This is a genomic window from Burkholderia sp. HAN2018 (assembly GCF_024704855.1).
Lineage (GTDB): Bacteria > Pseudomonadota > Gammaproteobacteria > Burkholderiales > Burkholderiaceae > Burkholderia > Burkholderia cepacia.
In genome coordinates this window covers 79,855-99,886 of sequence record NZ_QOBB01000040.1, presented here as the reverse complement: position 1 = coordinate 99,886, position 20,032 = coordinate 79,855, and the positions used below count along the sequence as shown (strand labels likewise).

Genomic DNA, 20,032 nt, shown 5'->3' with positions numbered 1-20,032 from the left:
ATGAGCGCGCCGCACGCATGGCTCGCACTTTTCAGGCAGGACGATCATGACCCTCATCGTCACCGGCGCAGCCGGTTTTATCGGCGCAAACATCGTCAAGGCGCTCAACGAGCGCGGCGAGACGCGCATCATCGCGGTCGACAACCTGACGCGCGCGGACAAGTTCCGGAATCTCGTCGATTGCGAGATCGACGACTATCTGGACAAGTCGGAATTCGTCGAACGTTTCGCGCGCGGCGATTTCGGCAAGGTGCGCGCGGTGTTCCACGAAGGTGCGTGCTCGGACACGATGGAAACCGACGGCCGCTACATGATGGACAACAACTTCCGCTACAGCCGCGCGTTGCTCGACACCTGCCTCGCACAGGGCACGCAGTTCCTGTACGCGTCGTCGGCGGCGACCTACGGCGGCTCGACGCGATTCGTCGAGGAGCGCGACGTCGAGGCGCCGCTGAATGTCTACGGCTATTCGAAGTTCCTGTTCGACCAGGTGGTCCGTCGTGTGCTGCCGACCGCGCAGAGCCAGATCGCCGGCTTCCGCTATTTCAACGTGTACGGCCCGCGCGAGACGCACAAGGGCCGCATGGCGTCGGTCGCGTTCCACAACTTCAACCAGTTCCGTGCGGAAGGCAAGGTGAAGCTGTTCGGCGAGTACAACGGCTACGCACCGGGCGAGCAGACGCGTGACTTCGTGTCGATCGAGGACGTGACCAAGGTGAACCTGTTCTTCTTCGATCATCCGGAGAAGTCGGGCATCTTCAACCTCGGGACCGGCCGTGCGCAGCCGTTCAACGATATCGCGTCGACGGTCGTGAATACGTTGCGCGCGCTCGACAACCTGCCGCCGCTGACGCTCGCGCAGCAGGTCGAGCAAGGGCTGATCGAATACGTGCCGTTCCCCGATGCGCTGCGCGGCAAGTACCAGTGCTTCACGCAGGCCGACCAGACGAAACTGCGCGCGGCCGGTTACGACGCACCGTTCCTGACCGTGCAGGAAGGCGTCGACCGATACGTGCGTTGGCTATCCGGCCAGGTTTAAACGGAAGCGTTGCATCGATAGACTGGGTCTCACGGTCGGCAGCCGCCGGCCGTATTCATCGGAGATCCAGCACATGATCAGAAAATGGTTGGCCGCAGCGGCAATGCTCGGCACGATCGCCTCGGCCTGGGCGGCCGTCGACGTCAACACCGCCAACGAGGATGCGCTCGTCGGCATCAAGGGTATCGGCCCGGCACGGGCAAAGGCGATTCTCGACGAACGCGGCGCACGCGGTCCGTTCAGGAATGCGGAGGATCTCGCCGCACGCGTGAAAGGCATGGGCGGCCATACCGTCGAGCGGCTTCAGCAGGAAGGCCTGACGATCGGTGCGGCCGGCACGGGTGCCGCGCAGCCGGCCACGGGCAAGCCGGCCGCCGGCAAGCCTGCGGCCGCACCTGCCCGCACCACCACGCAGAAGTAACGCGTCGCGCGCAGCCGACAACAAGCTCCTTCAGTCGCCGTCGTTGCGACGGCTTCCCGCGGCATGCCGCGGGTTTTTTGCGTGGGCACGGCGCATGCGGCGTCCACGCGTTGCACGGCATGCGTATTCCATCGCCGCAATGGGGTTGCCGGCGCGAGCAGCGGTGCTGGTTTACAATCGATCGATTGATCGGCCTCGTACTCACGGTATATCCATGGCTTACAAAACTATCGAAGACACGATCGGCAATACGCCGCTCGTCCAACTGGTCCGCTTGCCGGACGACGAGATTCGCGCGCGCAACAACGTGGTGCTCGCGAAGCTCGAAGGCAACAATCCGGCCGGTTCCGTGAAGGATCGCCCGGCGCTGTCGATGATCAGCAAGGCCGAGGCGCGCGGGCGCATCAAGCCGGGCGACACGCTGATCGAGGCGACCAGCGGCAACACCGGTATCGCACTCGCGATGGCAGCGGCGATCCGCGGCTACAAGATGGTGCTGATCATGCCGGAGGACCTGTCGGTCGAGCGCCGCCAGAGCATGGCCGCCTACGGTGCCGAAATCATCCTGACGCCGGTGAAGGGCGGGATGGAACTGGCGCGTGATCTCGCGGACGAGATGCAGCGCGAAGGCAAGGGCGTGATCCTCGACCAGTTCGCGAACCCCGACAATCCGATTGCGCACTATGAAGCGACAGGCCCGGAAATCTGGCGCGATACCGAAGGGCGCGTCACGCACTTCGTGTCGGCAATGGGCACGACGGGCACGATCATGGGCACGTCGCGCTATCTGAAGGAGCAGAATCCGGCGATCGAGATCGTCGGTGCGCAGCCGGAAGACGGTTCGCGCATTCCGGGCATCCGCAAGTGGCCGGAAGCCTATATGCCGACGATCTTCGATCGCAGCCGTGTCGACCGCGTCGAGAGCGTGAGCCAGGCTGCGTCGGAAACGATGGCGCGCCGCCTCGCGGCCGTCGAAGGCATCTTCGCGGGCATTTCGTCGGGCGGCGCATGCGAAGTCGCGATGCGCATCGCGCGTCAGGTCGAGAATGCGACGATCGTGTTCATTGTCTGCGATCGCGGCGACCGCTACCTGTCCACGGGCGTGTTTCCTGCCTGAACGCGAGCAGATGCGCGTTGCGCGCGTACGAAAAGAAAGCGCCGCTTGTGCGGCGCTTTTTCATTGGGCGGGCGGTGCTTACTGCGACTGTGTATCGGTGGTACTCGGCTGAAGTGCGCCGCTCGCTTCCATCTGCGCCTTGACGGCCTCGCCAAGCTGGTACACGGTAAGCGCATAGAAAAAGCTGCGGTTGTAGCGCGTCAGCACGTAGAAATTCTTGAGCCCGAGCATGTATTCGGTCGCGCGGCCCGGCGACGGCAGGTCGACCACCGTCACGGGCGTGCCGGCTTCGGTCGTGATGTTGACCGTCGGCTCGTTCAGCGTCATGCCCGCGCGCAGCAGTTGCGACAGTGCCCAGTGCGGTTCGGGCTGGCCGTCGGCGGCGGCCTGTGCGATCCCCAGGCTGCCCGTGTCGGGCGTGATCTGCCAGACCACCGGGCGGTCGGTTTCCCAGCCGTGCTGCTTCAGGTAGTTCGCGACGCTGCCGATCGCATCGACAGGACTGCTGCGCAGGTCGACATGGCCCGTGCCGTCGAAGTCGACCGCATATTCGCGGATGCTGCTCGGCAGGAACTGCGGAATCCCGATCGCGCCCGTATACGAACCGAGCACGGTGGTCGGGTCGAGCTGGTTGTCGCGGGTCCAGACCAGGAAATCCTCGAGGTTCTTGCGGAACGTCGCCTGGCGGCTGTCACGATTCGGCGTGTCCGGATAGTCGAACGTGAGCGTCGTCAGCGCGTCGAGCACGCGGAAATTGCCCATGTAGCGGCCGTAGATCGTCTCGACACCGATGATGCCGACGATCACCTCGGGCGGCACGCCGAATTTCTCGGATGCACGCTGCAGCGTTGCCTGGTTCGCCTTCCAGAATTTCACGCCCGCGTTGATGCGGATCGGCTCGATGAAGCGCGAGCGATAGACGCGCCAGTTCTTGACCGTCGGCGACGGGGCCGGTTTCACGAGCTTGACCGCTGTCGCCGAATAGCTGATACGCGAGAACAGCGCATGCAGGCTCGCGGAGTCGAAGCCGTTGCGGCTGACCATCTCGTCGATGAACGCGTCGACCTTCGCGTTGTTCGCGTAACGCTGCGGAACGATTTCCTCTTCGAAGGTCTGGCCTTGCGGCGTCGGCTGTTGCGGCTGGGCCTGTGCGACGAGCGTGCCCGCGGGCTTCGCGGGTTGCGTCTGCGCGCCGGCGGGCGCGGTGCCGAGGGCCGCGACGACAGCGGCCGCGACGAGCGGAGCGCGAACACGGAACAGCGCGGAGAGAAGGGCGGCAGGCTTGCTGGAATTCATGTCGAAGCGGGCGGACAGGGCGATTGGGTTCGGCGCAGTATACCCGACGGATCCGGCGCGCCGGGGCGTGGCAGGCCCCCGTTGTGGTAAGTTAGCGGCGAATTCGCGGCAGACGATGGACATCATTGATGGAGACCTGCGGCGCACCGTGCGCCGCGGATGACAGCTTATGGCAACCGCTTTCTATACGCACCCCGACTGCATGCTGCACGAGATGGGGGAATGGCATCCGGAATGTCCGGCCCGCCTGTCGGCGATCCAGGATCAACTGATCGCGAGCCGCATCGACGATCTGATCGTGCACGAAACCGCGCCATTCGCGAGCGAGGTGGCGCTGGGCCGGGTGCATACGCAGGCGCACATCGACTACATCCGGAGCATGACGCCGGTCGACGGCTACGTCGAGATCGATCCAGATACGCTGATGAACCGCGATACGTGGCGCGCGGCGCTGCGTGCGGCCGGCGCCGCGATCGCGGCGACCGACGCGGTGATCGAAGGCCGCTATGCGAATGCGTTCTGTGGCGTGCGTCCGCCCGGCCACCATGCGGAGCCTGCGCGTGCGATGGGTTTCTGCTTCTTCAACAACGTCGCGATCGCCGCGCGACATGCGCTCGACGTACACGGTCTGGAGCGTGTCGCGATCATCGATTTCGACGTGCATCACGGCAACGGCACCGAGGCGGCATTCGCGAACGACGAGCGGGTGCTGATGTGCAGTTTCTTCCAGCATCCGCTGTACCCGTTCTCGGGCGTCGATCACCAGGCGCCGAACATGGTCAACCTGCCGATGCCCGCGCGCAGCAACGGGATGGCGATCCGCGAAGCCGTCGACATGTTCTGGCTGCCGCGCCTCGATGCGTTCAAGCCGCAGATGCTGTTCGTGTCCGCGGGTTTCGATGCGCATCGCGAGGACGACATCGGCAACCTCGGCCTCGTCGAAGCCGACTTCGAATGGTTGACCGCGCAGATCGTCGAGGTGGCGCGCCGGCATGCGCAGGGGCGCATCGTGAGCTGCCTCGAAGGCGGCTACAACCTGTCCGCGCTCGGGCGCAGCGTCGTCGCGCACCTGCGCGTACTGGCCGGCATCTGACGAACGCGTGACCGGCCGGGCCGGGCGCGCTCAGCGCGCCGGCACGTGCGCATAAATCCACGCGATCAGCGCGTCGATCACGCGATCGCGTTCGAGATCGTTCATCGTTTCGTGAAAGCCGCCTTCGTACAGCGTCAACGTGCGATCGGGCGAGCCGACGCACGCACCGAACGCACGGCTGCCGTCGGGTTCGGTCAGCTTGTCCTCGGTGCCGTGATAGACGAGCACCGGAACGCGCAGCCCGCCGCGACCGCTTTCGATGCGTGCCATCGCGTCGAGAATCTCCGCGCCGGTGCGCGCGGGCACCGCGCCGTGATGGACGAGCGGATCGGCGCGATTGGCTGCGACGATGGCCGGATCGCGCGACAGCAGCGCGGCATCGATCCTGATTGCGGGGAAGGTCGGCCATATGCGGCTGATGACGCGGCTCACAGCAAGCATCCAGCGCGGCACGTCACGTCCCGGCGCGAGCGCCGGGCTCGACAACACGAGGCCGGCCAGCGCGTGGCCGCGTGCCGGCGCGCGTTCGATCGCGTACAGCGCCGCGACCGCCCCGCCCATGCTGTGCCCCATCAGGAACAGCGGCGAATTGCCGCGTGCGGCTTCGGCGACCAGCGCATCCGCATCGTTCAGGTAGCCGTCGAAGCGCTCGACCCAGGCGCGCTTGCCGGGTGACTGGCCGTGCCCGCGCAGGTCGATCGCGAGCACCTCGATGCCGGCCGCATTCAGCCGGCCGGCGAGCGCGGCATAACGACCCGCGTGTTCGGCAAGGCCATGTACGAGCGCGATCGTCGCGCGCGGCGGCTCGGTGCCGTCGCCAGCCGGCCAGCGGTACGACGCCAGTTCGAGCCCGTCGGCGGTACGCAGGCGGCCCATCGTCGGCGCGGATGGGGACGATGGCGCCGGTCCGGCGGTGGCAGGTGCGGCGGCCGGCGTGGTGGTGGCGGTCATCTGGCGTGTCCCCTGTCGGTTGGTCGGTGTTCCGGATCATAGTCGCGGCATCGTCGTGGCGCGCCAGCGGCGTCCCTCTAATTTCGTGTGGTTATGAAAAGATCGAAATCGATTATTAAGGGGAATGAGGGGTTTGCGGTAAAATCGACGGTTATTCCAGATGCATCGGCGGCCGACTGGCGGGCCAACTCGCCAGCCGGCCGCCGTTTTGTTTACATGATCGAATTACGCAATCTTTCGCAGCGATTTCCCGGGCCGGGCGGCTGGGTCGAGGCGCTGCGCAACATCAACCTGACGATTCCGCAGGGCGAGGTGTTCGGCATCATCGGCCGAAGCGGCGCCGGCAAGAGCACGCTCGTGCGCACCATCAACCTGCTCACGCGGCCGACCGAAGGCAATGTCGTCGTCGGCGGGCTCGATCTCACGCTGCTGTCGGCTGGTGCGCTGCGCGAGGCGCGACGCGAGATCGGCATGATCTTCCAGCACTTCAACCTGCTGTCGTCGCGCACGGTGTTCGACAACGTCGCGCTGCCGCTCGAGCTGGCCGGCGCAAGCCGTGCCGACATCGAGGCCGCGGTGCTGCCGCTGCTCGACCTCGTCGGGCTGTCCGCGCAGAAGGATCGCTATCCGTCGCAGATCAGCGGCGGGCAGAAGCAGCGCGTCGGCATCGCACGCGCGCTCGCGAGCCAGCCGAAGGTGCTGCTGTCGGACGAAGCGACGTCCGCGCTCGATCCCGAGACCACGCGCTCGATCCTCGACCTGCTGAAGCGCATCAACCGCGAACTCGGCCTGACGATCGTGCTGATCACGCACCAGATGGAAGTGATCAAGCAGGTGTGCGATCGCGTCGCGGTGCTCGATGCGGGGCGCGTGGTCGAGGAAGGCCGCGTGATCGACGTGTTCCTGCAGCCGCATCACGAGGTGACGCGCGCGCTGATCGGCGACGTGATCGCGCAGGAGTTGCCGCCCGCGCTGAAGGCGCGCGTGGCCGAGCGGCTGAAGACCGGCAGCGGGCATCTGCTGCGGCTGGCGTTTACGGGCTCGGGTGTCGACCAGCCGATCCTGTCGGAAACGATTCGTCGGTACGAACTCGATTTCAACATCCTGCATGGTCAGATCGACGAGATCCAGGGTCAGGCATTCGGTTCGCTCGCGGTGCTCGCGGGCGGCGAGCCGGGCAAGGTCGGGCAGGCGCTCGCGTTCCTGCGCGAACAAGGTGTGGTGGTAGAGGAGCTTTCGTATGTTGAGTGAGATGTTCGATATGTTCGTGCAGTCGTTCTGGGAGACGCTGATCATGGTCGGCATCTCCGGAGCGGTCGGCGCGCTCGTCGGCCTGCCGCTCGGCGTGCTGCTCTACCTGACCGACCGCCAGGGCGTGCTGCAGAACCTCGCGGTGAATCGTGTGCTCGGCGGCATCGTGAATGCCGTCCGCTCGACGCCGTTCATCATCCTGCTGGTCGCGGTGATTCCGTTTACGCGGCTCGTCACGGGTTCGTCGATCGGCACGGCCGCGGCGGTCGTGCCGCTGACGCTCGCGGCCGCGCCGTTCATCGCGCGTCTCGTCGAGACGGCGCTGCGCGAAGTCGACCGCGGGCTGATCGAGGCCGCGCAATCGATGGGCGCGACCACGTCGCAGATCGTCTTCAAGGTGCTGCTGCCCGAATCGCTGCCGGGTGTCGTCGCGGGCCTGACGATCACGTTCGTGTCGCTGGTCGGCTATTCGGCGATGGCGGGCGCGATCGGCGGCGGCGGGCTCGGCGATCTCGGGATCCGCTACGGTTATCAGCGCTATCTGCCGGAAGTGATGTGGACGGTCGTCGCGATCCTGATCGTGTTCGTGCAGATCGTGCAGTCGTTCGGCGACTGGCTCGTCCGCCGGCTGAGCCACAAATAAGACGAAATTGATCCGTTAGGGGAGAGAGACGATGCAACGACGCTTCATGCTGAAGTTCGCGGTGGCACTCGGCGCAGCCGCACTGTTCGCGGGTGCGCACGCACAGGCCGAAACCATCAAGGTGGGCGTGACGGGTGGGCCGCACGCGCAGATCATGGAAGCGGTGAAGAAGGTCGCGGCGAAGAGCGGCCTCGACATCCGCATCGTCGAATTCTCCGATTACGTGCAGCCGAACGCCGCGCTCGCGTCGGGCGACCTCGATGCGAACAGCTACCAGCACGACCCGTATCTGCAGGCGCAGGTGAAGGATCGCGGCTACAAGCTGATCAAGGTCGCGGATACCGTCACGTTCCCGATGGGCATCTATTCGAAGCGCGTGAAGTCGCTGGCCGAACTGAAGCCGGGCGCGCGCATCGCGGTTCCGAACGATCCGACCAACGGCGGCCGTGCGTTGCTGTTGCTGCAGAAGCAGGGCCTGTTGAAGCTGCGCGCGGACGCGGGGCTGAAGGCGACGCCGCTCGATATCGTCGACAATCCGCGCAAGCTGAAGATCGTCGAGCTCGATGCGGCACAGATTCCGCGCTCGCTCGGCGACGTCGACGCGGCCGCGATCAATACCAACTACGCGATGGAAGCGGGGTTGAAACCGAAACAGGACGCGATCGCGATCGAAGGGCCGAGCGGCCCGTACGCGAACGTCCTGGCGATCCGCGAGGCGGACCGGAACAAGCCGTGGGTGGCGAAACTGATCGCGGCCTATCATTCGGCCGATGTGAAGCAGTTCATCGAAGGCAAGTTCGGCGGAGCGGTCATTGCCGCCTGGTAACGGGCGAACAACGGGACGCCCGGAGAGATTAGAGTTGATGATCGAAAACCCGGGCTTTGCGTCCGGGTTTTTTCTCTTTTAAAATAGAACGATCGTTCGCTATCATTGGCGCGTCGTCAAGAAGCGGTATCCTCGACAACCATGATGGTTGGGTCCGCTTGGCCGCGCAGTCATGAGGCCTCGCTATAGAATGGCCTCTGGTCGTATTCGTAACTTTGGAGCGTGTGCATGAAAATCCTGGTGCCAGTGAAAAGAGTGGTCGATTACAACGTGAAGGTCCGCGTGAAGTCGGACAACACGGGTGTCGACATCGCGAACGTGAAGATGTCGATGAACCCGTTCGACGAAATCGCGGTGGAAGAAGCGGTGCGCCTGAAGGAAGCGGGCGTCGCGACCGAAGTGATCGCGGTGTCGGTGGGCGTGACGCAAGCGCAGGAAACGCTGCGCACGGCGCTGGCGATCGGTGCGGATCGCGCGATCCTCGTCGAATCGAACGACAGCGTCGAGCCGCTGGCCGTCGCGAAGATCCTGAAGGCGCTGGTCGACAAGGAACAGCCGCAGCTGGTGATCCTCGGCAAGCAGGCGATCGACGACGACTCGAACCAGACGGGCCAGATGCTGGCCGCGCTGGCCGGTCTGCCGCAAGCGACGTTCGCATCGAAGGTCACGATCGCGGACGGCAAGGCAACGGTTGCACGCGAAGTCGACGGCGGCGCGGAAACGCTGTCGCTGACGCTGCCGGCGGTCGTGACGACCGACCTGCGCTTGAACGAGCCGCGCTACGTGACGCTGCCGAACATCATGAAGGCGAAGAAGAAGCCGCTGGAAACGGTGAAGCCGGAAGACCTCGGCGTGGACGTCGCGCCGCGTCTGAAGACGCTGAAGGTGGCCGAGCCGCCGAAGCGCGCAGCCGGCGTGAAGGTGCCGGACGTGAAGACGCTGGTCGAGAAGCTGAAGACCGAAGCCAAGGTGCTGTAAGAGGGAGCGGAAAGAAATGACGATTCTGGTGATTGCAGAACACGACAACGCGTCGATCAAGGCCGCGACGCTGAACACGGTGGCGGCGGCGGTGAAGATCGGTGGTGATATTCACGTGCTGGTCGCGGGCCACAATGCGCAAGGCGCGGCCGACGCGGCAGCGAAGATCGCAGGTGTGTCGAAGGTGTTGCTGGCCGATGCGCCGCAACTCGAAGCGGGCCTCGCGGAAAACGTCGAAGCGACCGCGCTGAACATCGCGAAGGACTACTCGCACATCCTCGCGCCGGCAACGGCTTACGGCAAGAACATCGCGCCGCGTATCGCCGCGAAGCTGGACGTCGCGCAGATCTCCGACATCACGGCGGTCGACAGTGCCGACACGTTCGAGCGTCCGATCTATGCGGGCAACGCGATCGCGACGGTGCAGTCGAGCGACCCGATCAAGGTCATCACGGTGCGCGCGACCGGTTTCGATCCGGTGGCAGCGGAAGGCGGCAGCGCGTCGGTCGAGAAGATCGAAGCAGCGGCAGACGCCGGCAAGTCGCAGTTCGTGAGCCGTGAAGTGACGAAGCTGGACCGTCCGGAACTCACCAGCGCGAAGATCATCGTGTCGGGCGGCCGCGGTCTGGGCAGCGGCGAGAACTACACGAAGGTGCTGGAGCCGCTGGCGGACAAGCTGTCGGCAGCGCTCGGCGCATCGCGCGCGGCAGTCGACGCCGGCTACGTGCCGAACGACTACCAGGTCGGCCAGACCGGCAAGATCGTCGCACCGCAGCTGTACATCGCGGTGGGCATCTCGGGTGCGATCCAGCATCTGGCCGGCATGAAGGACTCGAAGGTGATCGTCGCGATCAACAAGGATCCGGAAGCGCCGATCTTCAGCGTGGCCGACTACGGCCTCGTCGGCGACCTGTTCGCGCTCGTGCCGGAGCTCGTGAACGAGCTCGGCTGACGCAGTGTGACGCTCAGGCGGTAAGCACACGAGAAGAGGGGCGCGACGAGCGCCCCTTTTTTTTCGCCATTGACAGAAGAGAGAAGAGGGAGACACACCATGAGCTATAACGCCCCCGTCAAGGACATGCTGTTCGTGCTGAAGGAACTCGCGGGCATCGACGCCGTTGCGCAACTGCCGGGTTTCGAGGACGCCGGTTACGACACGGCGCAGGCCGTGCTCGACGAGTCCGCGAAATTCTGCGGCGAGGTGCTGGCGCCGCTGAACGTCGAAGGCGACCGCAATCCGAGCAGCTGGAAGGACGGTGTCGTGACCGCTACGCCGGGCTTCGGCGAAGCGTTCCGCCAGTTCGTCGAAGGCGGCTGGCAGGGGCTGCAGCACCCGTCCGAATACGACGGCCAGGGGCTGCCGAAGCTGATCGCGACGCCGTGCATCGAGATGCTGAACGCGGCGAACCTGTCGTTCGCGCTGTGCCCGCTGCTGACCGACGGCGCGATCGAGGCGCTGCTGACGGCCGGCACCGACGAGCAGAAGCAGCGCTACGTGCCGAAGCTGATCTCGGGCGAATGGACCGGCACGATGAACCTGACCGAGCCGCAGGCGGGCTCGGATCTTGCGCTGGTGCGTTCGCGCGCCGAGCCGCAGGGCGACGGCACGTACAAGGTGTTCGGCACGAAGATCTTCATCACGTGGGGCGAGCACGACATGGCGGACAACATCGTCCACCTGGTGCTGGCACGCACGCCGAACGCGCCGGAAGGCGTGAAGGGCATTTCGCTGTTCATCGTGCCGAAGTTCCTGGTGAACGAGGACGGCTCGCTGGGCGCACGCAACGACGTGCACTGCGTGTCGATCGAGCACAAGCTCGGGATCAAGGCGAGCCCGACGGCGGTGCTGCAATATGGCGATAACGGTGGCGCGATCGGCTATCTGATCGGCGAAGAAAACCGTGGCCTCGAATACATGTTCATCATGATGAACGCGGCGCGCTTCGGCGTCGGGATGCAGGGGATCGGCGTGGCCGACCGCGCGTACCAGAAGGCCGCGGAATTCGCGAAGGAGCGCGTGCAGAGCCGCCCGGTGGACGGGTCGGCCAAGCAGTCGGTGACGATCATCCATCACCCGGACGTGCGCCGGATGCTCGGCACGATGCGCGCGCTGACCGAAGGCGCGCGCTCGCTGGCATACGTGGCCGCGGCGCACAGCGACATTGCCCACCGCCATTCGGACGAGGCGACGCGGGCGCGTCATCAGGCAATCTACGAATATCTGGTGCCGGTCGTGAAGGGCTGGAGCACGGAGATGGTGAACGACGTGGCGAGCCTGGGCGTGCAGGTGCACGGCGGGATGGGTTTCATCGAGGAAACCGGCGCGGCGCAGTATTACCGCGATGCGCGGATCCTGGCGATCTACGAAGGCACGACGGCGATCCAGGCGAACGACCTGGTGGGCCGCAAGACGCTGCGCGACGGCGGCGCGGTGGCGAAGGCGCTGATCGCCGAAATCGGCGAGACTGTCGCGGCGCTGGGCAAGCTGGACGGTGCGGCGGCCGCGTCGATGAAGGTGCAGCTGGAGAAGGGCGCGAAGGCGCTGTCGTCGGTGGTGGATTACGTGCTGGCGAACGCGAAGCAGGACCCGAATGCGGTGTTCGCGGGCAGCGTGCCGTACCTGAAGCTGGCGGGCGTGGTGCTGTGCGGATGGCAGATGGCGCGTGCGCTGGTGGCCGCGCAGGCGAACCGCGCGAGCGACCCGGCGTTCTTCGGCGCGAAGATCGCGATCGCGCAGCTCTATGCGGAGCAGGTGCTGGTGCAGGCAGGCGCGCTCGAGGCGTCGATCGTCGGCGCGAAGGGCAACGAGGGCGTGCTCGCGTTGACGGAAGACCAGTTCTGATTCTTCGCGGGACACTCGACGTCATGAAAAAGGCGCCCCTCGGGGCGCCTTTCTCTTTGATGCCGGCCAGCAGGCCCGCATTGCCGCGGGCGGCAGCGGCTTATGCGTAGGCCGGGCGCGTCTGGCCTGCCACGTCCTTCAGGTAACGGTGTACCGACAGGTCGTCAGCCTGGATCGCAGGCATCTTGCCCGAGATCAGGTCCGCGAGCAGTTGGCCCGAACCGCACGACATCGTCCAGCCGAGCGTGCCGTGGCCGGTGTTCAGGAACAGGTTCGACACCGGCGTGCGGCCGACGATCGGCGTGCCGTCCGGCGTCATCGGGCGCAGGCCCGTCCAGAACGTTGCCTTCGACGTATCGCCGCCGCCCGGGAACAGGTCGTTCACGCACATTTCGAGCGTTTCGCGGCGCGCGGCGCGCAGCTTCTTGTCGAAGCCGACGATTTCCGCCATGCCGCCGACGCGGATGCGCTGGTCGAAACGCGTGATCGCGATCTTGTAGGTTTCGTCGAGCACGGTCGACACGGGCGCGGCCGCTTCGTTGACGATCGGCGCGGTGATCGAATAGCCCTTCAGCGGATAGACGGGGATCTTCATCAGGTTCGAGATGAAGCTGGTCGAGTACGAGCCGAGCGCGACGACGTACGCGTCCGCACGCACCGTCTCGCTGCCGCACTGCACGCCGGCGATCTTGCCGCCCGCGATCGCGAGCGCATCGATCGGCGTGTTGTAGCGGAACTTCACGCCGAGCGATTCCGCGAGTGCCGCGAGACGCGTCGTGAACAGCTGGCAGTCGCCCGTTTCGTCGCCCGGCAGGCGCAGGCCGCCCGTCAGCTTGTGCGAAACGGCGGCGAGGGCCGGTTCGGCATTCTTCAGGTCGGCCGGCGACAGCAGTTCGAACGGCACGTTCGCTTCCTGAAGGACGGCGATGTCCTTCGCTGCACCATCGAGTTGCTGCTGCGTGCGGAACAGTTGCAGCGTGCCGCCCGTGCGGCCTTCGTACTGGATGCCGGTATCGGCGCGCAGCGCCTGCAGGCAGTCGCGGCTGTATTCGGCGAGGCGAACCATGCGGCCCTTGTTGACTGCATAGCGCTCGGCCGTGCAGTTGCGCAGCATCTGGTACATCCACTGGAGCTGGAAGCGCGTGCCGTCGAGGCGGATCGCGAGCGGCGCGTGTTTCTCGAACATCCATTTGACGGCCTTCAGCGGCACGCCGGGAGCGGCCCACGGCGCGGCATAGCCGGGGGAGATCTGGCCAGCGTTCGCGAAGCTCGTCTCGAGCGCCGGGCCGGCCTCCCGGTCGATCACCGTGACTTCATGACCGGCGCGCGCGAGGTAATACGCGCTTGCCACGCCCACCACACCGCTGCCCAGAATGACGACTCGCATAGCTGCTCCAGATGGAAGGGACCAGATCGAGGCCGGGCGCACCTGCGGCTCCGTGTAACCTCTAGCTGATCTAGTTTTTTGCGCTATGGTATTGTCGAATGTGTAGGTTTTGTTATCGTATTTTTCAGGTTTTCAGCATAAACAAATGAGAACGCAACGTCAGCCCGTACGCTCGCTCGACAAGCTCGACCGGCGCATCCTGAAACTGCTCCAGGACGACGGCCGGATGGCGATGAAGGACCTCGCGGAACAGGTCGGACTGACCGTCACGCCGTGTATCGAGCGTGTGCGGCGCATGGAGCGGGACGGCGTGATCACCGGTTATCACGCGCGTGTCGATCCCCACCAGCTGGATGCCGCGCTGCTGGTGTTCGTCGAGATCACGCTCGGCCACAAGGGCGGCAACATGTTCGAGCAATTCCGCCGGGAAGTGATGAAGATCGACGAGGTGCTCGAGTGTCATCTCGTGTCCGGCGATTTCGACTACCTGATCAAGGCGCGGATCGGCGAAATGGCCGACTACCGCAAGCTGCTCGGCGACATCCTGCTGCAGTTGCCCGGCGCCGTGCAGTCGAAGAGCTATGTCGTGATGGAAGAAATCAAGGAGACGCTGACGATCGCGGTGGGCGACTGACGTACCGGCGGCAGGCCGCCGGACCCTTTATCCCGCCCTTGGCACGCTGCGCCCAATACTGTATAAATGTACAGTATTGGGCGCAGGCGAATGGGTGGGCATATGGACGATCGATCTGACAACGAATTTCCGATAGCGCCGCCCGTGCCCCGCAAGGGGCGCGGTGCGGTCGACAACCTGCAGGGGCGATACGAGATCGCCCAGCGTGAAGCGGTCGACGACGGCTGGACACACGAGTCGGACGATGCCGATTTCCCCGCGCCGCTGCGCACGCAGGTATTCGAGGAGCGGGCGAAGAGCATCCTGACGCACAACCAGTCGCCCGATATTCCATTCAGCGTATCGCTCAATCCGTATCGCGGTTGCGAGCACGGGTGCATCTACTGCTTTGCGCGTCCGACGCACAGTTATCTCGGCTTGTCGCCGGGGCTCGATTTCGAAAGCCGCATCTATGCGAAGGTCAATGCGGCCGAGTTGCTCGAGCGCGAGATTTCGCGCAAGCGCTACGTGCCGGAGCCGATCGCGCTCGGCGTCAACACCGACGCCTACCAGCCGGTCGAGCGCGACTTGCGCATCACGCGCAGCGTGATTCAGGTGATGCACGATCGCGGGTTGCCGTTCGCGGCGATCACGAAGTCGTCGCTGATCGAGCGCGATCTCGACTTGCTCGCGCCGATGGCCGAGCGCAAGCAGGTGATGGCGGCGGTCACGATCACGACGCTCGACGCCGATCTCGCGCGCACGCTCGAGCCGCGCGCGGCGACGCCGGCGCGACGGTTGCGTACGATTCGTGCGCTGAGCGAGGCGGGCGTGCCGGTCGGCGTGAGCATTGCGCCGGTGATTCCGTTCGTCACCGAGCCCGACATGGAGCGTGTGCTCGAGGCGTGCGCGGAAGCCGGCGCGACGCATGCGAGCTACATCATCCTGAGGCTGCCGTGGGAAGTCGCGCCGCTGTTCAAGAACTGGCTGGCCGCGCATTTTCCCGACCGCGCGGAGCGCGTGATGAACCGCGTGCGCGACATGCGCGGCGGGAAAGACTACGATTCGGATTTCTCGAAGCGGATGAAGGGCGAAGGAATCTGGGCCGACCTGCTGCGGCAGCGCTTCCGCCAGGCCGTCAAGCGGCTCGGGCTGAACGAGCGCACGAACGGCATTCTCGATCTGTCGCAGTTTCGCGGCACGCCGGCCGCCGCAGCGCCGGTGCCGCGTGTTGCTGTTCGTTCAGCCCGCACGCGATCGACGCAGGCGCGCGACGACATGCAATTGAACCTGTTCTGATCGGTGCGCCAAGCCGGTGCGTCGCGTTCGTTGCGCTTACTGCGAAATCTGCTTGGCCGCTTCGACCTGCGACTCGAAATACGTCTGGAACGACAGTGCGAGCGCGGTCATCAGCAGGAACGCACCGATCAGCAGCGAGAAGATCACCACGAAGATCACGGTCCAGCCCGACTTGCTTTGCCTGCCCGTCTCCGCGTTGAATTGCGCGTCCCATTTTTCGTCGGGACGCAGCCCGTAGACGAGCGCAGCGAGGAAGGCCGCCAGCAGCGAGATTGCGCCGGGTACCGCAAGCCACCAGCCGAGGCCGGCGCTGCGCTGGGTCGCGGCGAGCAAGAGGAAGCCCGGGATGCCGACGATCGTCGCGAGCAGGTGCGCCCAGCCGTACACGTCGCGAAAGCCATACAGATAGAAGCGGTGCGCGCCGAGCGAACCGAACAGGAACGCGAGGGCGGCGGTGAGCGTCTTGGAGCGGAAGCGGCGGGACGGTGCGGTGCTGCTGGACATGGATGGCGGCGTATTGTCGTTGGCATGGGCGGCCGGCGGGCCGGCGCGGGCGCGCGGCCCGGCACGCATTCTACGATGCCCGGTCGGGGCCGGTCACCCCTGTACTGCGTCAAGGTGCCGCATAGGTCACGCGATAGATTGCGCCCGCGTAGTCGTCGCTGACGAGCAGCGAGCCGTCCGGCAGCGGCAGCACGTCGGCAGGGCGTCCCCATACCGTGCCGTCGGGCCGTAGCCAGCCCGTGACGAACGGAGTCTGGCGCGCGTGGCTGCCGTCTGCCGAGACCACAACACGCATCACGCGGTAGCCGACCTTCGTGCTGCGGTTCCACGAGCCGTGTTCGGCGATGAACACGTTGTTGCGGTACGACGCCGGAAACATCGGCCCTGTATAGAAGCGCATGCCAAGGGCCGCGACGTGTGCACCGAGTTTCAATACGGGCGGCACGTAGCGGCGGCAAACGTCGGGGCTGCCGAATTCGGGGTCGGGCGTGTCGCCGCCATGGCAGTACGGGAAGCCGAAGTCGAGGCCCGCGCGCGGTGCGCGGTTCAGCTTGTCGTCGGGCACGTCGTCGCCCATCATGTCGCGCCCGTTGTCGGTAAACCACAGCTCGCCCGAATCGGGGTGCCATGCGAAGCCGACCGTATTGCGTATGCCGCGGGCGACAACCTCGCTCCCGCTGCCGTCCGCCTTCATGCGCGCGATGATCGCGTAGCGGCTGCGATCCGCGAGACAGACGTTGCACGGTGCGCCGGTCGGCACGTACAGCTTGCCGTCGGGGCCGAACGCGATGAATTTCCAGCCGTGATGGTGTTCGGTCGGCAGCGCGTCGGTGACGACGGCGGGTGCGGGCGGCGTGGCGAGCCGGTCGTCGATGCGATCGAGCCGCAGGATGCGCGATACGGCTGATATATAGAGTGCGCCGTCACGGTAGGCGACACCGACGGGCATGTCGAGCCCGGAAGCGATCACGTAGCGCGCGCTGATCCGGCCCTCGTGCATCACGAACGCGTGCACGCGGCCTTCCCGCGTGCCGACATACAGGATGCCGCGTGGCGACCACGCCATTTCGCGCGCGGTCGGTACCGCGTCGGCCAGCACTTCGACGTGGAAACCGGGCGGCACGACGAGTTCGCCCACCGGCAGCGGCGCGGCTGACGCCATTGCGGATACGAGGCAGGCAAGGCCGGCAAGCAGCGCCGCAAAACGGTGCTGCTTGCGGCGTATCGAGGCGGCGCGAAGGGGCGGCATGACGGTGTGGAACGTCCCGGACACGACGATTCTATGCCCGGCGAACCGGCCGCCCGCGGATTTTTTGCGCGTAAGTGTTTGTTGTACCTCTGGTTTCCGGCTATAATCGCGTGTTTCAGTAGTTTCGAACCCGGTTTTCCCGAAGGACATCATATGGTTATCATCCGTCTGGCTCGTGGCGGCTCGAAGAAGCGCCCGTTCTACAACATCGTTGCTACCGATTCGCGCAACCGTCGTGACGGCCGCTTCATCGAGCGCGTCGGCTTCTACAACCCGGTCGCCACGAAGGGCGAATCGCTGCGTATCGCTCAGGATCGCCTGACGTACTGGCAAGGCGTTGGCGCGCAACTGTCGCCGACCGTCCAGCGTCTCGTGAAGGAAGCGCAAAAGGCGCAACCGGCTGCCTAACATGGCACGGTGTGCCGGTCGTGCCGGCTGTGAGGTGCATTGATGGCGGGTCACGATTCCGGTAATGCAAGGCGCGGGCGTGCGTCGTTTGGCGCATTCGTCCGCAAGCCGGTCGAGCGCGACGTTGTCGCGAACGCCGGTCAGGCTGCCGAGCAGGGCAGTCTCGAAGTGGCGCAAGCCTGGCCTGACGATGCCGTCGAGGTCGGGGCAGTCGTCGACGCCTATGGCCTGAAGGGTTGGGTCAAGGTGGCGACGCATGCCGACGCCGGTCGCGGTGGCGATGCGCTGCTCAAGGCGCGCCGCTGGTGGCTGGAGCGTGGTGCGGAACGGCTTTCCGTCCGCATCCTGCAGTCGAAGACGCACAGCGACACTGTCGTTGCGCAACCCGCGGGCGTGAGCGACCGCGATGCCGCGCTGGCCATGCGCGGTTTTCGCGTGTTCGTGCGCCGGGAAGATTTCCCGGCATTGGCCGCGGACGAATTCTATTGGGTCGACCTGATCGGTCTCGATGTCGTCAACGAGCAATCGGTGGCGCTCGGAAAGGTGAGCGGGATGATCGACAACGGCGTGCATGCGATCATGCGTGTCGAGTATCCGGCGACCGGCAAAGACGGTCAGCCGACCACCGACGAGCGGTTGATTCCGTTCGTCGGCGTATACGTCAAAACGGTGGATCAGGCGGCGCGTCGCATCGTCGTCGACTGGGAAGCCGATTACTGAAATGAACCAGGTTACCGAGAGCGCGGTGCAGTTCGACGTCGTCACGCTCTTTCCCGAGATGTTCCGTGCACTGACCGACTGGGGGATCACCAGCCGGGCCGTCAAGCAAGGGCGCTTCGGGTTGCGCACCTGGAATCCGCGTGATTTCACGACGGACAACTACCGCACGGTCGACGATCGACCGTACGGCGGCGGTCCAGGCATGGTGATGCTGGCCAGGCCGCTCGAAGCCGCGATCGATGCCGCGAAAGCGGCGCAGGCGGAACAGGGTATTGCGAGCACGCGCGTCGTGATGATGTCGCCGCAAGGTGCACCGCTCACGCATGATCGCGCGGTGCGGATGGCGCAGGAACCCGGTGTCGTCGTGCTGTGCGGCCGCTATGAAGCGATCGACCAGCGCCTGCTCGATCGTTGCGTCGACGAGGAAATCAGCCTCGGCGATTTCGTATTGTCGGGCGGCGAACTGCCGGCGATGGCGATGATGGATGCCGTGGTGCGGTTGCTGCCCGGCGTGCTGAACGATTCGCTGTCGGCCGTGCAGGACAGTTTCGCCGACGGCCTGCTCGATTGTCCGCACTACACGCGCCCCGAGGAATACGATGGCATGCGCGTGCCGGACGTACTGCTCGGCGGGCATCATGCCGAGATCGAGCGGTGGCGACGCCAGGAAGCATTGAGGAATACGTTGCGGAAGCGGCCGGACCTGATCGTCCGGGCGCGCCGCGAGAAGTTGCTGAGCCGGGCCGACGAGGCGTGGCTTGCGAACCTCGCACGCGAAGCGAAAGACGCCTCTTGAGGCGGTGTCGCGGGCGGGAATTGGCGGTGCCGTGCATGCGTGTGCGGTGCCTGATGTGAATCCATCCTCTATCGGGGCCAGGCCTGGAAGCAGGCGGGTACCAACGCCGACACGATGGCATAAGGAGTCAGTAATGAATCTGATCGCAAAACTTGAGCAGGAAGAAATCGAGCGCGCGCTCGCCGGCAAGACGATCCCCGAATTCGCCCCGGGCGACACGGTGATCGTGAACGTGAACGTGGTTGAAGGTAACCGCAAGCGCGTTCAGGCCTACGAAGGCGTCGTGATCGCTATTCGCAACCGTGGCCTGAACTCGAATTTCATCGTCCGCAAGATCTCGTCGGGCGAAGGCGTCGAGCGTACGTTCCAGACGTACTCGCCGCTGCTGGCAAGCATCGTCGTGAAGCGCCGCGGTGATGTGCGTCGTGCGAAGCTGTACTACCTGCGCGAGCGTTCGGGCAAGTCGGCTCGTATCAAGGAAAAGCTGGTGTCGAAGGATCGCGCCGCAGCAGCTTCCCAAGAGTAAGAGCTGTAAGGAAAAAGCACCCACCCGGGTGCTTTTTTCATTCTGGCGCGACAATATGCTCGATACGACACAA

21 protein-coding genes are annotated in these 20,032 nt (G+C 65.3%); 16 read left to right on the top strand and 5 right to left on the bottom strand.

The annotated features are described in order from the left end of the window. Positions 1 to 46: 46 nt before the first annotated feature. The 3 genes from rfaD to cysM all read left to right on the top strand — a co-directional run bounded on the left by rfaD (position 47) and on the right by cysM (position 2,577). Positions 47 to 1,039: an ADP-glyceromanno-heptose 6-epimerase gene (gene rfaD / locus DPV74_RS13370; RefSeq protein ID WP_027788057.1), complete on the top strand. Its 993-nt coding sequence runs from the start codon at positions 47 to 49 to the stop codon at positions 1,037 to 1,039. 73 nt (positions 1,040 to 1,112) lie between these two features. After that, positions 1,113 to 1,460, top strand: coding sequence for a helix-hairpin-helix domain-containing protein (locus DPV74_RS13365; RefSeq protein WP_060083941.1), 348 nt, complete (start codon positions 1,113 to 1,115; stop codon positions 1,458 to 1,460). Positions 1,461 to 1,674: 214 nt separating this feature from the next. Next, positions 1,675 to 2,577 carry a cysteine synthase CysM gene (gene cysM, locus DPV74_RS13360; RefSeq protein WP_027788056.1) on the top strand — a complete coding sequence of 301 codons (903 nt, stop codon included), beginning with the start codon at positions 1,675 to 1,677 and terminating at the stop codon, positions 2,575 to 2,577. Between the two features lie 78 nt (positions 2,578 to 2,655). Here the strand turns inward: cysM and mltB are convergent, their stop codons facing one another. After that, positions 2,656 to 3,999: a lytic murein transglycosylase B gene (gene mltB / locus DPV74_RS13355; protein WP_162923029.1), complete on the bottom strand. Its 1,344-nt coding sequence runs from the start codon at positions 3,997 to 3,999 to the stop codon at positions 2,656 to 2,658. 43 nt (positions 4,000 to 4,042) lie between these two features. Between mltB and DPV74_RS13350 the strand changes: the two genes are divergently transcribed. Next, positions 4,043 to 4,966 (top strand): histone deacetylase family protein, encoded by a 924-nt coding sequence (locus DPV74_RS13350; protein ID WP_021157450.1) that lies wholly within the window; start codon positions 4,043 to 4,045, stop codon positions 4,964 to 4,966. Positions 4,967 to 4,996: 30 nt separating this feature from the next. Here DPV74_RS13350 and DPV74_RS13345 read toward each other — a convergent pair whose 3' ends face one another. After that, a complete protein-coding gene (locus DPV74_RS13345; protein WP_119337360.1) occupies positions 4,997 to 5,917 on the bottom strand; it encodes an alpha/beta hydrolase in 921 nt (306 codons plus the stop codon). 216 nt (positions 5,918 to 6,133) lie between these two features. Between DPV74_RS13345 and DPV74_RS13340 the strand changes: the two genes are divergently transcribed. The 6 genes from DPV74_RS13340 to DPV74_RS13315 all read left to right on the top strand — a co-directional run bounded on the left by DPV74_RS13340 (position 6,134) and on the right by DPV74_RS13315 (position 12,457). Then, a complete protein-coding gene (locus DPV74_RS13340; protein WP_027788053.1) occupies positions 6,134 to 7,168 on the top strand; it encodes a methionine ABC transporter ATP-binding protein in 1,035 nt (344 codons plus the stop codon). Further along, positions 7,158 to 7,811, top strand: a complete 654-nt coding sequence (locus DPV74_RS13335; protein ID WP_006486982.1) for a methionine ABC transporter permease — start codon at positions 7,158 to 7,160, stop codon at positions 7,809 to 7,811. The genes DPV74_RS13340 and DPV74_RS13335 overlap by 11 nt, the downstream gene beginning before the upstream one ends. A gap of 31 nt (positions 7,812 to 7,842) precedes the next feature. Beyond that, positions 7,843 to 8,637 carry a MetQ/NlpA family ABC transporter substrate-binding protein gene (locus DPV74_RS13330; protein WP_027788052.1) on the top strand — a complete coding sequence of 265 codons (795 nt, stop codon included), beginning with the start codon at positions 7,843 to 7,845 and terminating at the stop codon, positions 8,635 to 8,637. 228 nt (positions 8,638 to 8,865) lie between these two features. Next, positions 8,866 to 9,615 carry an electron transfer flavoprotein subunit beta/FixA family protein gene (locus tag DPV74_RS13325; protein ID WP_021157446.1) on the top strand — a complete coding sequence of 250 codons (750 nt, stop codon included), beginning with the start codon at positions 8,866 to 8,868 and terminating at the stop codon, positions 9,613 to 9,615. Between the two features lie 16 nt (positions 9,616 to 9,631). Continuing rightward, positions 9,632 to 10,567, top strand: coding sequence for an electron transfer flavoprotein subunit alpha/FixB family protein (locus DPV74_RS13320; protein WP_119337359.1), 936 nt, complete (start codon positions 9,632 to 9,634; stop codon positions 10,565 to 10,567). A 99-nt stretch (positions 10,568 to 10,666) separates the two neighbouring features. Further along, a complete protein-coding gene (locus DPV74_RS13315) occupies positions 10,667 to 12,457 on the top strand; it encodes an acyl-CoA dehydrogenase (protein WP_119337358.1) in 1,791 nt (596 codons plus the stop codon). 100 nt (positions 12,458 to 12,557) lie between these two features. Here DPV74_RS13315 and DPV74_RS13310 read toward each other — a convergent pair whose 3' ends face one another. Next, the gene (locus tag DPV74_RS13310; protein WP_027788049.1) at positions 12,558 to 13,844 is read right to left on the bottom strand and encodes a D-amino acid dehydrogenase; all 1,287 of its coding nucleotides are present in this window, start codon (positions 13,842 to 13,844) and stop codon (positions 12,558 to 12,560) included. A 145-nt stretch (positions 13,845 to 13,989) separates the two neighbouring features. Between DPV74_RS13310 and DPV74_RS13305 the strand changes: the two genes are divergently transcribed. Then, the gene (locus tag DPV74_RS13305; protein ID WP_011351353.1) at positions 13,990 to 14,478 is read left to right on the top strand and encodes an Lrp/AsnC ligand binding domain-containing protein; all 489 of its coding nucleotides are present in this window, start codon (positions 13,990 to 13,992) and stop codon (positions 14,476 to 14,478) included. A gap of 90 nt (positions 14,479 to 14,568) precedes the next feature. Then, positions 14,569 to 15,756, top strand: a complete 1,188-nt coding sequence (locus tag DPV74_RS13300; RefSeq protein ID WP_060206221.1) for a PA0069 family radical SAM protein — start codon at positions 14,569 to 14,571, stop codon at positions 15,754 to 15,756. A 36-nt stretch (positions 15,757 to 15,792) separates the two neighbouring features. On the opposite strand, the gene DPV74_RS13295 is transcribed toward DPV74_RS13300, so the two are convergent. Both DPV74_RS13295 and DPV74_RS13290 read right to left on the bottom strand, forming a co-directional pair. Next, complete coding sequence (locus DPV74_RS13295; protein WP_027788047.1) at positions 15,793 to 16,260, bottom strand: NINE protein; 468 nt, start codon at positions 16,258 to 16,260, stop codon at positions 15,793 to 15,795. A gap of 109 nt (positions 16,261 to 16,369) precedes the next feature. Further along, complete coding sequence (locus tag DPV74_RS13290) at positions 16,370 to 17,509, bottom strand: sorbosone dehydrogenase family protein (RefSeq protein ID WP_119337357.1); 1,140 nt, start codon at positions 17,507 to 17,509, stop codon at positions 16,370 to 16,372. 153 nt (positions 17,510 to 17,662) lie between these two features. Here DPV74_RS13290 and rpsP point away from each other — a divergent pair, with 153 nt between their 5' ends. The 4 genes from rpsP to rplS all read left to right on the top strand — a co-directional run bounded on the left by rpsP (position 17,663) and on the right by rplS (position 19,959). Beyond that, on the top strand, positions 17,663 to 17,917 hold the full coding sequence (gene rpsP / locus DPV74_RS13285) for a 30S ribosomal protein S16 (protein ID WP_006476550.1): 255 nt from the start codon (positions 17,663 to 17,665) through the stop codon (positions 17,915 to 17,917). Between the two features lie 42 nt (positions 17,918 to 17,959). Beyond that, positions 17,960 to 18,637 carry a ribosome maturation factor RimM gene (gene rimM / locus DPV74_RS13280; RefSeq protein WP_060206225.1) on the top strand — a complete coding sequence of 226 codons (678 nt, stop codon included), beginning with the start codon at positions 17,960 to 17,962 and terminating at the stop codon, positions 18,635 to 18,637. A 1-nt stretch (position 18,638) separates the two neighbouring features. Then, a complete protein-coding gene (gene trmD, locus DPV74_RS13275; RefSeq protein WP_027788044.1) occupies positions 18,639 to 19,433 on the top strand; it encodes a tRNA (guanosine(37)-N1)-methyltransferase TrmD in 795 nt (264 codons plus the stop codon). A gap of 133 nt (positions 19,434 to 19,566) precedes the next feature. Then, positions 19,567 to 19,959: a 50S ribosomal protein L19 gene (gene rplS, locus DPV74_RS13270; RefSeq protein WP_006753174.1), complete on the top strand. Its 393-nt coding sequence runs from the start codon at positions 19,567 to 19,569 to the stop codon at positions 19,957 to 19,959. Positions 19,960 to 20,032 lie beyond the last annotated feature (73 nt).